Source organism: Nodosilinea sp. P-1105 (assembly GCF_012911975.1).
Taxonomy (GTDB): domain Bacteria; phylum Cyanobacteriota; class Cyanobacteriia; order Phormidesmidales; family Phormidesmidaceae; genus Nodosilinea.
The window spans coordinates 42,071-53,979 of sequence record NZ_SMDQ01000038.1; the positions used below are offsets into that span (position 1 = coordinate 42,071).

8 protein-coding genes and 2 pseudogenes are annotated in these 11,909 nt (G+C 55.4%); 4 read left to right on the top strand and 6 right to left on the bottom strand.

Features of this window, described 5'->3' with window-relative positions:
* Nucleotides 1–106: 106 nt before the first annotated feature.
* Nucleotides 107–307, bottom strand: a pseudogene (locus tag E1H13_RS28030) (RNA-dependent DNA polymerase); the annotation flags it as partial.
* Nucleotides 308–369: 62 nt separating this feature from the next.
* Between E1H13_RS28030 and E1H13_RS16185 the strand changes: the two are divergent.
* A pseudogene (locus E1H13_RS16185) lies at nt 370–1,216 on the top strand (IS256 family transposase).
* A 168-nt stretch (nt 1,217–1,384) separates the two neighbouring features.
* On the opposite strand, the gene E1H13_RS16190 reads toward E1H13_RS16185, so the two are convergent.
* The 5 genes from E1H13_RS16190 to E1H13_RS16210 are packed head-to-tail and all read right to left on the bottom strand — an operon-like array spanning nt 1,385 to nt 8,201.
* Nucleotides 1,385–2,629, bottom strand: a complete 1,245-nt coding sequence (locus tag E1H13_RS16190) for a hypothetical protein (RefSeq protein ID WP_169614525.1) — start codon at nt 2,627–2,629, stop codon at nt 1,385–1,387.
* A gap of 44 nt (nt 2,630–2,673) precedes the next feature.
* Nucleotides 2,674–4,635, bottom strand: coding sequence for a hypothetical protein (locus E1H13_RS16195; RefSeq protein WP_169614526.1), 1,962 nt, complete (start codon nt 4,633–4,635; stop codon nt 2,674–2,676).
* Nucleotides 4,632–6,032 (bottom strand): VWA domain-containing protein, encoded by a 1,401-nt coding sequence (locus E1H13_RS16200; protein ID WP_169614528.1) that lies wholly within the window; start codon nt 6,030–6,032, stop codon nt 4,632–4,634. The genes E1H13_RS16195 and E1H13_RS16200 overlap by 4 nt, the downstream gene beginning before the upstream one ends.
* A 4-nt stretch (nt 6,033–6,036) precedes the next feature.
* Nucleotides 6,037–6,978, bottom strand: a complete 942-nt coding sequence (locus E1H13_RS16205; RefSeq protein ID WP_169614529.1) for a MoxR family ATPase — start codon at nt 6,976–6,978, stop codon at nt 6,037–6,039.
* A complete protein-coding gene (locus E1H13_RS16210; protein ID WP_169614531.1) occupies nt 6,963–8,201 on the bottom strand; it encodes a TIR domain-containing protein in 1,239 nt (412 codons plus the stop codon). The genes E1H13_RS16205 and E1H13_RS16210 overlap by 16 nt, the downstream gene beginning before the upstream one ends.
* Before the next feature lie 172 nt (nt 8,202–8,373).
* Here E1H13_RS16210 and E1H13_RS16215 point away from each other — a divergent pair, with 172 nt between their 5' ends.
* From E1H13_RS16215 to E1H13_RS16225, 3 genes are read left to right on the top strand one after another with little or no spacing between them, the layout of a single operon-like run.
* Nucleotides 8,374–9,732 carry a histidine phosphatase family protein gene (locus E1H13_RS16215; RefSeq protein ID WP_169614542.1) on the top strand — a complete coding sequence of 453 codons (1,359 nt, stop codon included), beginning with the start codon at nt 8,374–8,376 and terminating at the stop codon, nt 9,730–9,732.
* Nucleotides 9,729–11,030, top strand: coding sequence for a dihydroorotase (locus E1H13_RS16220; protein ID WP_169614533.1), 1,302 nt, complete (start codon nt 9,729–9,731; stop codon nt 11,028–11,030). The genes E1H13_RS16215 and E1H13_RS16220 overlap by 4 nt, the downstream gene beginning before the upstream one ends.
* Nucleotides 11,031–11,054: 24 nt before the next feature.
* The gene (locus E1H13_RS16225; RefSeq protein WP_169614535.1) at nt 11,055–11,588 is read left to right on the top strand and encodes a pyridoxamine 5'-phosphate oxidase family protein; all 534 of its coding nucleotides are present in this window, start codon (nt 11,055–11,057) and stop codon (nt 11,586–11,588) included.
* Nucleotides 11,589–11,909 lie beyond the last annotated feature (321 nt).

Below are 11,909 nucleotides of genomic sequence, written 5' to 3' on the forward strand. Positions count from 1 at the left end.
GAGTTGCCCCTACCAACCTGGCTGACTCTGGGTGATTTTTGGAAGCCGTCACCAGCTTCACAGGAGCAGGGCTGGACTCTTCTTTATACGCCTTAGCTATTCTCAAGTACTTTTGAATGTCGCACTGAAGCACGTAACGACTGGAGCGAGCAAAGTCCGTAAACCGCTCTAAGGCTTTGTGGCTGCCTTTACCCACCCGGTTAGCGTAAGAATCGTTGATAAAGCTACGCTCTATCAGCGGAGCAATCACATTGCATAGGGCATGATGTACCACTCGATCGCGGTAGGGAGCTGCCGAGATCATCCGGCGAGACTGTTCAGAATTTTGTGTAAGCGGTCTACAATCCCGATACCTGAGGAGACCGCATTATGCCAAGACGAAAGCAAGAACCCAATCGCGTCGATGACCTGCTCGACGACCTGTTGAGTGATTGACCAGAGTCCCGAAGACATTCTCGGCGAGTCTGGCTTGCTGAAACAGCTCACGCAGCGCCTAGTGGAGCGTGCCCTGGCAGGAGAACTCAATCACCACCTTAAGACCGAAGCCCTCGCCTCTGCCGATGAGACGGAGGACAAACCACGAAACAGCCGAAATGGGTATTCCGCTAAAACCGTGCAGTCTAAACACGGGTCGCTAGACTTGTCGATTCCGCGAGATCGTCAGAGCACCTTTGAACCGGTGTTGGTGCCTAAACATCAACGCCGGCTCAGGGGTCTGGATGAGAAGATTGTGACACTCTATGCCCGGGGTCTCAGCACCCGTGATATCGCCCTGCAACTGGAAGAGTTGTATGGGGCACAGGTATCGGCGTCGCTCATCAGCGAGGTCACCGATACCGTCAGTGAAGACGTCAAAGCCTGGCAGAATCGACCCCTCGACGAGCTGTATCCGATTGTTTATCTCGACGCCCTCTACGTCAACATCAAGGTCGCAGGGCGGGTCAGTAAACGCGCGGTCTACGTCGTGTTGGGGATCAACCGCGAGGGTAGCAAAGATGTCCTTGGGCTCTGGATTGGAGAAGCCGAAGCGGAAGGGGCCAAATTTTGGCTCAAGGTGATTAAGATCAAAGCCGTCTTCCCTGACGAAGAGTCCGTCTTCAAGTTGATGTATCTGGCCTTGGACAATATTTCAAAACGATGGACTCGACCCATCAGAAATTGGAAGGCCGCTACCTCACATTTTGCTATCCTGTTCCCAGAACGCTTCAAGCTTTGAACCAAAACCCGCTTACACAAAAATTAGATCACTCTCACATTTTCCTGGCCCACGGCTTTAATTTGGGGTCAGTCGTCGAATTTGATTGAATGTCCAAGCGCCAATTCCGTGATCTGGCAAGGACAACGCCGATTTTCGCCCTGGTCAGCCAGGCTCTGCAAACGGTAGTTACCCCTCCGCGTCATCCATCGGTCTAAAAAACGACCCCAACCCCTCCACTGCCAAGACAACCACCTCCTCGATCGCCTCAGGGTTCAGCTCATCCCCGATCGCAGCAGCACCGGCTTCAGTCTCAAACTCGCAGATTCTTCCTCCCACGCCATAGCCCGCCTCCGCTTCCAGCACGCTGATGTGGGTGATCGGAACCAGCTGATCGACCTCGCCCGGCTCAGCAATATTCAGCGCCAGGTGGCAGCCTTCGCGAAAGGTCGTTTTCCCCAGCAAGTCTTGCACTCGTTTCGGCGCACCCAAACGCCATACCTCTGGTTCGCTGTCCTCGGCTGGATGCGCCCCCAGCAAATGCCCTTGCCCCAGAGCCTCCACAATTCTGTGGACGATAACCGGGGTCTGTAAGTGGGGCGTAACCCAATAGGTCTCCAGCTCTCGCCTGAGATCCGGCCAGGGCTTGAGCTGTCGTTGGCTCAGCCCCATGTCAAAGTAGGCTGGGGCAATGCCGATGGTTTCTTGAATGTCCTGATTTTTGAACTGCAACTCCAGCACCGCCGCATCCGGCAATTCAGGATGGGAAGAAGGCAAACTGATCAGCCAGTCGTGATCTTGAAACAGGCGATCGTCCATCAGGTAACTTTCAATCAGGTCTTCCCATTGCTCGATGTCCGTTTCTTGGGGTGACTTCGGGATCCAGGGCAGAAAGTCTAGATAGGTTTTCTGGTCAATCGCCTCTTGCGCCCGAGCGCTGCACGATTGAATTAGGGCTTCAGACAGTTCACCCGGCTCACCGGCCTCTTCATAGAGAATGCTCTCAACCATGTCTACCAACGACAAGCCATGGAGAGCGTAGAAAAATAGGAGCACCTGTCGACGCCAGAAGTCGCCCCATTTTGAGAGGCCAGGCTCCATAGACTCAAGCTCCTGGGTCGTTTCAATCTCCATAACAATGAGGCCTTTCATGCACTCAAATGGAATCGCCCCTGCTTCAGCAAGCATGGCATTTTGCCCCCCAAGGGGAGATAACGGATCCATAATTGCTATGGCCGATTCACAGACCGCCGCTAGCTTTGCGTCGCTGGGTAGGGCATCAAACTGCTCCGTGACATCAATACACTCAAACGGATCGTCAACATTGAGGTCGCGCAGCTCGTCGAATTTCTCAAAGAATGCTGCCACAAAGTTGGCGTACATCCACCGTTCGATTTCATTAGCATAGGGTTGCCCGTGTTTGACTGGCCACATGTCGCATTTCCTATTCTCTGTCAACTTGCGGAATGTCGGTTGGGTTAATAGGGTAACCACACGGCCTGAACGCCTGCATGGGGAAGCCTTTGCGGCTCAACCTTGGTCGGAATACTCGTGAGTTGTTCTTCTGGGGTGGAGAACAGAGGCAGAAGCAAAATACCATCTAGTTGTGGTGTTCCATCCGAAGCATTTACTGGTGTTAAGTCTAATAAAGCAACTAGCCCATCCAGGGCGATATCAAAGTGAATTCTTGAATCTGAGGGCAAATTAAGAAGCCGACTCACCTCCTGCGTTTCTAAATTAATGGCTGCTAGAAACGGCTCTTCCAAGTACAAGTCAGTATCGGGAACTTCGACTAACTCTGTGGCCAAAATATAGAGAATCTGCCCGGTGGGGGCAAACTGTGCGTCGAGGAAGTAGCTAGAGATATTCAGCAGTGGAATATCTTCCCCTCTGGCTAAACTCACTAGGGCAAGGGTTTCTGTAAACCGCCGCTCAGGATCATTTTGATTAAAATTCACCATGGCTGCTGTTAGTCCATCCTTGCTGATATCGAGCACTCGCCCATAGTCAGGTAAAAAATCGATGACCTCGGAGCGGCCTACAAACGGTTCAAACTGAAGAATGGCAGTGCCCTCCCCCTGCAAAAGCAGCAGAGTTTGACTGTCGGGGCCGATCGTAAAGTCACCCCCTGGCTCTGTAGGTATGGGCCTGGCTCTGCCCCTATGCAATACCCAAGGGCCAAAATCGCTTGGATCTTGTTGGTTTACCCGCTGCACTACAATGGTTTGTCCGTCTGGAGACAGGTCAAACTTTAAGTTCTGATAGTCTTTGTCGTCTAGCAGTAGCTCTAATTCTCCCGGAGTAGCTGGGGCTGATAGCCAAAGCCACAGTCTTCGCCACAGGGACAAACTACTGCTAGGGGGCTGAATGCCGGTAGTGACGGTGTAGAGTTTGAAGTCAAGCAAACTAGCTTGGGCAGAGGTGTCAGCGGCCATAAACAGAACCTTATCTCCAAGTGGATAGGGTTCGAAGTCAATTATCGCTAAGTTGTCGGGGGTGAGGATGGTGCGCTCTTGGCGGCCTAGCTCGGCCAACACCAGGCGATTGGCTTCGTCGCCTGCCGCGCCAATGTACAAAAACCGGCGGTGCTGAACCTGAGTAGTGCTGCGATCAAGCCCAGCAGGATACTTGCCAGGAGCGAAGGCCTGGCTTATCCAAATCATTCCGACTATCCCTACAGCTATCAATGCTGCCAGTTGCAGCCAGCGGCGACGGGCTGCTTTTGGGCGATTATTGAATGGCCGCATCTCTTCTGGCACTTCTAGAGACACTCCGGCCACCTTAACTGAATGCCGCCCGCCACCTGGTAATTGCCTAAATTGATCCATGGCCGATTCCGACTCTCCTTGGGTCAGCTGCGCCATGCCCCGAGCATAATGTCGTAGGGTTTGGCCTGCCCCATCAGCCAGAGGCAGTTGCTCTAGCAGAGTTGCCATACGCCCCCATTCGACTCCATCTTTTCCGGGTACACCCACTAGACTGCGGGCTAAATCGTGCATCAACCTAGGAGATTGAATCTGGGCCAGGGCTGTCCAGCGCTGAGCTTGAGCCAGGTCTCGCAAGTCTAGGTCTGCACTTTGAAGCTGGGAGGCCTGATGGTAGGTCAATAAAAAAGTGGCCAGTTCATTGAGTCGTTTAGCGCCAAAACGAGGATCTGCTTTCAGCTGTTCAAGCAGGGAAGCACGAATATCGGCATCGATTTCATAGAGGTTGAACCCTACCTCCTGACAAAAGGGAGCTAAGAGAATGTCTGCTACTGCCACCCAGGGAATATTGAGAGAGTGGCCATAGCTATCAGAACGAAAATGAGCCCAGAGCCGGTAGAGCAAATCGGGGGTTAGGGCTATGGGGAATGCAGCGTGGTAGGCCAAATCGAGGTGGGCCTGGCCAAATTTATGGAGAAAGTGGGTTAGTTGCTGATCAGTCTGTCTTGCTGTCATGGGTAGCCCCCTCCCTGGCCTTTTAACACGGCAATAGCTTGATCTAAACCAGCCCGATTAAACTCAAACATCGGCACCCGATTTGCAATCGCCTCGGCGGTGGTGCCCGACCAGCGATCTTGGGGCATTGGGTTGAGCCAGGCCAGATAGCGCACTCGGTAAGACATCTGCTGTAAAAACCGTTCTGTAAGTGCTAACCGGCCTGGGTTCCAGCGTCCGTAGGCCGCTCCTGCATCGCTGACGATAAACAATCCAGCATAGTCTGAGTTAATCGATTGAATCACCTGGTCAACGGCATCAGCCGACTGACAGTAAGGGTCATGAAACAGTACTTGAGCTGGACTGTTGTGAAAGTAATAGATCCTGGCCTGGGTTGATTGGCCTCCCTGTAGGGCTGTCTCCACCAGCCGCTGAGACAACCCATGAAACGGTGCCATAGAACCATCTTGGTCAATCAGCAGTAATACCTCAGCCCGATTCACCCGGCGGGGACGAAACACCGGGGTTAGCAACATGCCCTGCCGACCGATATCGTCTATGGTTGCTTCTATATCTAGCTCGATGGGCGGGCCTGATCGCACCATACGTCTTAGGTAGCGCCAGCTTTGCTTCATCTGCCGTTGCGTGACGGGTAGGTAGTCTCCAGTAGGCAAGGGCTGATTTAGTCGGGCAATTTGAACCTCATCACGTATTTGCTGAGTCAGGGCCAAAGTAAGTCCAGAAGGTGCCTTTGAGCGTTGGCGCTGATTCTGAGATGACTTAAACTGCGACCACCCCCAGATCGCCCCTGACAACAGCCAAAGGACAATCCATATCGCCAAACCATGCTGCTGCCACCACGGAATCGGTTCTGGCTGCACCACCATAAGAGCAGGAATATTCGATAAATTAGGCAAGGATCCGACTGGCAACTGAGTCTCTAAGTTATTATCGGGGCTATCCGTTTGGTTGTCTGTAACTAGCTGATTAGCTGCTTTGTAGAGCACATCAGACTGAGTATTTATTTGCAGTGGCATTCGCCCCAAACCAGTTCTAATGTCCTGGCGTAATGTCATCAAGGCAGCGGCAATAGCTAGAGTGCTGATTCCTAATGTTGCCAGTGAAGCGGCTTTAAAGTTGAACCATTTGCGGCGCGATGAAGCTTGTGGAGCTACTGCGGCAATCTGCTCAGGCAACTGCTGAATCAGACGATTAAACTGCACTTCGAAAACTTGCGCATCTTCTGGCGACTTGACCCATACCGTGCGGCAAAGCCGCTCTAAAGCAGCACGATTTTTAGTGCCATATCCCGCCTGCCAGGCCTTCAGCACCAGCTGATATTCGCCGATGCCCAGAGGCAGCCCGCACTCGCGCAGTTGGGTAAACAAGTCCAGTAAGGGCAGTTCTTCTGGGGGCATGGCATCAAGCGGTTTGAGCTTTATAGCGCTGGTAGGCATCCTGGCTTTTGAGCAGTATCCCAGGATAGGGTAAAGGGCCGTCAAGCTGCTGCAAAATCGCCGACTCTGGCTGTCGCAGTAGCACCTTCATCCAGTCCACCAGCTCGCTAGTGCTAACCTGTTTTCCCATAAAAGCCCGCTCAGTTTGTTGTTTTTCCCGCAGGTCTAGAAAGCGACTGACGGAGGTGTTGACTACCTGGGGTGTTGCTGCGGAGTATTTTGGGGTTGGGAACAGAGCCTGAATAATCTCCACCAGCCGTTGCCGACTGGGAAACGCCACATAGTGGAACAGGCAGCGCCGCAGGAAGGCATCGGGTAGGTCTTTTTCATCATTGCTGGTGATGAACACAATCGGGGCTGTCTGGGCCTGGATCTGCGCTCCCACCTCATCAATGGTGAATCGGCGTTCGTCGAGCTCTAGCAGCAGGTCGTTGGGGAAGTCAATGTCGGCTTTGTCAATTTCGTCGATTAGCACCACGGTGCGCTGTGGGTTACGAAAGGCGCGCCCCAAGGGGCCAAATTTGATGTACTCAGTTGGCTTGTGGATGCGGGATCGATCGGCTTCGGCAAGCATGGCGTTGGCGGCCAGTTGGGCATCTCGCAAACGCCCTACGGCATCGTAGGTATACAGCCCATCCCTGGCGCAGCTGGTGGATTTGACGTACCAAGTCTCGAAGGGGAGGGCTAGTTCGTAGGCGACGGCATGGGCCAGGCGGGTTTTACCGCAGCCGGGTTCCCCTTTGAGTAATAAAGGACGCTCTAGAAAAATGGCCAGGTTTACTGCCTCTACCAGTTCGTCGCTGGGCAAATAGGGGGTAAGTAACTGCCCGGTAACTGCATCGCGCTCCCCCGGACGTGGCTGCACGTTACCGCTGTACTCGGGTATATCAGTCAATATTTCAGCCACTTATCCAGTTCCTCAAACCAATCAAATCCACACTGCTTACAAATTTCCTGCAAGACCAATTCTGGAATGCCCTGGTCACTCTCCGCCAGAATCTTATCCACGGTCTGATCAATGCCCTGGGTTAGCACCGGGGGCAGGTCACGGTACTGGGCCACTATCCAGTTCATCAACTCCTGATTGGTAAATTCCTGAAGTTGAGGAGGTTTTATTGGTTTACGGGGATCCCAGTTGGCGTCTAGCTTTTCAACCCAGGGCAGTTGCCACTGGGCAGCCTTACCAGCGTAGTCGATCAGAAACATCAGCAGTTTGCGATCGCTCTCTCCCAGGCTGGCCATTTGTATGCGCTGAATCAGGGGTAGCCAAAACTGCTCAATCAGATTTCGCAGGGCAGCCTCTGGCATGGTGTTGACATCGTGCAACACAAAAATCACATCCTGATTCAGCCACCAGCGATAGACACCATCGGCCACGGTTGTGGCGGTGATTTCTTGGCTCTTTAGATTTAAGCGTTTACCCATTTCTCGCCAGCAGGCTTCCACATCTCGGCGGCGACCGGTGCGACTCAAATCAATGGTTACAACTTTGCTGACCGTTTGCAAGGGCACATATTCCACCACCAGGCGATTCAACAGCCAACGCTGGCCATATTCTGGCAGGCCATGGATCAAAAAAGCGGCTACCGATTCTGTTGCGATCGCCCGTAAAAACAACTCTGCCTGCTGCTGATATCCCAGCTTCAGCAGAGCCTTGTAGAGATTGCCCTTAAATACCTGCCGGGCTTCAGTGAGCTCATGAAGGGTGCGCTTGATACCTTGGGCCACATCCAGTAGGGCTTCGTCTCGGTCGAGCCATGTGGTAATGGGTTTGGCGTTTTTGGGTAAGGCCTGCAATTTGCTAAAAGGGGCATCTTGCCAATCCACCGGGCGCACAATCACTGGAATCACCCGGGCATCCCCGGCCTCATGGCGCTCCATGGCCCGCTGCATTTCTACGTCATAGCAGTAGTCGGAAGCTACAAAGTCAGCACTGACCAACAGCAAAATGATGTCGGCTTGGTTGAGCCGTTGGTCAATGTCGGCGGCCCATTCGGTTCCGGCTTCGATTTGGCGATCGTACCAAGTATCGATGACACCTCGGCGCTGCAAAATACTGAGATGCTTGGCCAGGTCATCCCGTAAGTCTTCGTCTTGGTGGGAATAGGAGAAGAAGACTTCAACACCCATAGTTTCCCTTTGCCAGGTTGCTCCATGTCCGAAGTATAGCTGAAACGGCCTCAGTGATAGTCGCTGGAGCTAAGTCGCCGCTGTTGGGCCACCCAGTATCCTGACCGGCTGCGGAGGGTTGCCGTGACAGGGTAAGATCTGTGCTTGGTTGAGCAACTGAGAGGATAGACCCCTGAAAACCCGTGTCATCATTGTCCGCCATGGGCAAAGCACCTATAACCAACTAAAACGCATCCAGGGCCACTGCGACGAGTCAGACCTGACCCCAGAGGGGGAGGCCCAGGCGCTACAGGTGGCCCAGGCCCTCTATGGCATTCCCTTTGATGGGGTCTGGGCAAGTCCGCTGAAGCGGGCGCGCAAGACCGCAGAACTGATTACCCAGACCCTGCAAAAGACGCTTCCCAGTCTGACGGCCCCCAGCTTTACCGACGACCTCAAAGAAATTAGACTGCCCCTGTGGGAAGGCATGGCCTTTACCGACGCCGAAGCCAACTTTCCCGAGGAGTTTCACCGCTGGCGCACGGACCCGGCCAACTTCTCAATGGCCATTCCCCAGGGGGGCAGCACCATTGATGTTTACCCGGTGCGGGATCTCTACCAGCAGGCCGCCCGGTTCTGGCAAACACTCCTGGCTCAGGATCAGGGCAAAACCCTGCTGGTCATTGCCCACAGCGCCATCAATCGAGCCCTAATCAGCACCGCCAGCGGCCTGGGGCCAGAACATTTCAACCAGCTGCAACAGGCCAACTGCAACATCAGCGTGCTCAACTTTGCCAGCGGCTGGGGTAGCCCAGTGCAGATCGAGGCCATGAACCTGACCAGCCATCTGGGGGCGCCGCTACCCAACATGCGACGGGGGCATCGGGGACCGCGCCTATTGTTAGTGCGCCACGGAGAGACAGAATGGAATCGCCAGGGTCGCTTTCAGGGGCAAATTGATGTACCTCTGAATGAGAATGGCCGGGCCCAGGGGGAAAAAGCCGCTGACTTTTTGAAGACAGTGACCATCGATGCCGCTTACACCAGCTCCATGGCTCGCCCCCAGGAAACCGCTGAACTGATCCTCGAGCACCACCCTGGGGTTGCCCTCACCGCTGTGGACGAGCTGCGAGAGATTAGCCACGGGGAGTGGGAAGGGCTTTACGAAGCGGACATCGAAGGGGGCTATCCGGGGATGCTGCACCAGTGGCAAACCGCCCCGGAAACGGTGCAAATGCCCGCCGGAGAAAACTTACAGCAGGTGTGGCAGCGTTCGGTGCTGGCCTGGAAGCAGATTGTGGCCGCCCACAGCGGCGGTGAGCAGGTGCAAACGGTGCTGGTGGTGGCCCACGATGCCGTCAATAAGGCCCTGCTGTGCCATGTGGCGGGGCTGGGGCCAGAGGCCTTTTGGCGGTTTAAGCAGGGAAATGGGGCGGTCAGTGTGGTTGACTATCCCAATGGCATTGATAGCGCCCCGGTGTTGACTACCGCCAACATTACCACCCACCTGTCTGGCAGTGTGCTAGATAAGACGGCGGCGGGGGCGCTGTGACCACGGGTTCTCGAGGGCAGCATCAACTGATTCAGCAGGTGCGGGTGGTGGATGCACTCACCGGCACTGACCAGATCATGGATGTGCAGGTACGAGGCGGGATTATCCAGGCGATCGCCCCCACCCTAGAAACTATCGATGGCACCGAAGTGATTGATGGTCAGGGGAAGATCCTGCTGCCGGGCCTGGTGGATTTGTACAGCCAGTCAGGGGAACCGGGACACGAACCCCTGGAAACCCTGGAGTCGCTGCTGCAAGGGGGGCAGGCGGGGGGCTTTACCCGACTGGGACTTTTGCCCACCACCAGTCCAGCCATCGATCACCTGGCTCTAGTAGACCAGTTGTTGCAGCGACGGCAGGCGATCGCCCAATCCCGGCCATCTAACTCGCTACCGCACCTGTACCCCTGGGCGGCCCTGACCCGGGGCACCCAGGGGCAGCAGATGACCGAACTGGCGGAACTGGCCACTGGGGCGATCGCTGGCTTTGCGGACGGCCGCCCCCTGCAAAACCCACTGCTAGTGCAGCGGCTGCTAGAGTATGGGGCACCGCTGGCCAAGCCCATCGCCCTGTGGCCCTGCGATCGGGCTCTGCAAGCCACTGGCGTCATCCGGGAAGGTGCTTTTTCTCGGGTCTATGGCTTACCGGGGGACCCAGCCAGTTCTGAAACGGCGGCCCTGGCCGCCTTGCTGGAAACGGTGGCCCAGGTGGGTACCCCGGTACATATTATGCGGGTGTCCACGGCCCGCGGGGTAGAGCTGATCCAAGCGGCCAAAGACCGAGGTCTGCCAGTGACCGCATCCACCCCCTGGATGCATCTGCTGTTTAACAGCCAAGATTTACACAGCTACGACCCCAATCTGCGGTTGAATCCCCCCCTGGGCAACCCACCGGATCAGGCCGCCCTGCTGGCCGGGGTGCAAGCAGGAATACTAGATGCGATCGCCATTGACCATACCCCCCATAGCTACGAAGACAAAACCGTAGGCTTTCCCTCAGCCCCGCCAGGGGTGATTGGCCTGGAGCTGGCCTGGTCCATTCTCTGGGAGCGCCTGGTTGTCCAGAGGGACTGGTCACCCCTGACCCTGGTACAGGCCTTGAGTACAGGCCCCGCCACCATTTGGGGACAATCGCCCCCCAGCTTGCAGGCCCATCAGCCCACCGAGATGGCCCTGTTTGATCCCAACGCCCGGTGGGCTGTGACCCCCAAAACCCTGAAATCCCTATCAGCCAATACCCCCTGGTTGGGCCAGTCCCTGGCTGGGCGCGTGGTGCAAACCTGGGTTCCAGCTTCGTAGGAGCATAACCATAGGAGCATGATGATGACGGCCGCCAGTGCTGAAAATCAGTGGGTCAGTGACCCTGACAGCCCTCAGCCCCAGCTCTTGGCCAAGGCGGAGGCAATGCTGCAACACACCCCCTACTGTACTCTGGCCACCTGTTCCGCCGATGGGGTGCCCTGGGCCTCGCCTGTGTTCTTTGTCTACGACCCCGACTGGACCCTGTACTGGTCATCGGCGATCGCCTCGGTCCATTCACAGCATATCTACCACAACCAGGGCCGCATGGCGGTGACCGTCTATGGCACCCATAGCCCAGTGTTCAAGGGCCAGGGGCTGTACTTCAGGGGCACCGCCTCGGAATTGCAGCCCGAACGGGTAGCCGCCATTATGGAGCGACTATTTGACCGGGCCGGGGGCGATCGCCCCCACCGCGCCGCCGCCGATTATCTGGGCGACTCCCCCCGGCGATTTTACCAATTTCGGCCCCAGGCGGCATGGATCACCGGCGATCGCATGGCCGTCGGCAATCAACTGGTCGACACTCGGGTTAGCCTTTCAATCCGGCATGTTTAGGGAGTTAGCACGGGCTGACTCAAAACTCCGTTTCTTGAATGACTATTTTCTAGATTTGGGCAACTGCAAAGTAGAAACCAGGTTTCATGCCAAAGCTAACTTTTACTTACTGTCACTCCAAGCGATGTTAACCAACTCCCCACTGATCGGTTCTAAGGGTCCTTATCGGGGGCTGTCTACGCCGTAGTACGCCTGACCTAGTCCAAATCGGCCTTGCTAGTAAGTACGCAAAGCCAGTCTCAGGGGAGCACTCCACAAGGCGGGACGTTAAGGGGTTAATTGTCGTGTATCAATAGATACTTGTAAAGAAAAGCTCTGCGG

Excerpts from the sequence above, each read along its gene's own strand:
- E1H13_RS16210 (WP_169614531.1), bottom strand. The coding sequence starts at position 8,201 with ATGGGTGTTGAAGTCTTCTTCTCCTATTCCCACCAAGACGAAGACTTA.
- E1H13_RS16190 (WP_169614525.1), bottom strand. The coding sequence starts at position 2,629 with ATGTGGCCAGTCAAACACGGGCAACCCTATGCTAATGAAATCGAACGG.
- E1H13_RS16200 (WP_169614528.1), bottom strand. The coding sequence starts at position 6,032 with ATGCCCCCAGAAGAACTGCCCTTACTGGACTTGTTTACCCAACTGCGC.
- E1H13_RS16195 (WP_169614526.1), bottom strand. The coding sequence starts at position 4,635 with ATGACAGCAAGACAGACTGATCAGCAACTAACCCACTTTCTCCATAAA.
- E1H13_RS16225 (WP_169614535.1), top strand. The coding sequence starts at position 11,055 with ATGACGGCCGCCAGTGCTGAAAATCAGTGGGTCAGTGACCCTGACAGC.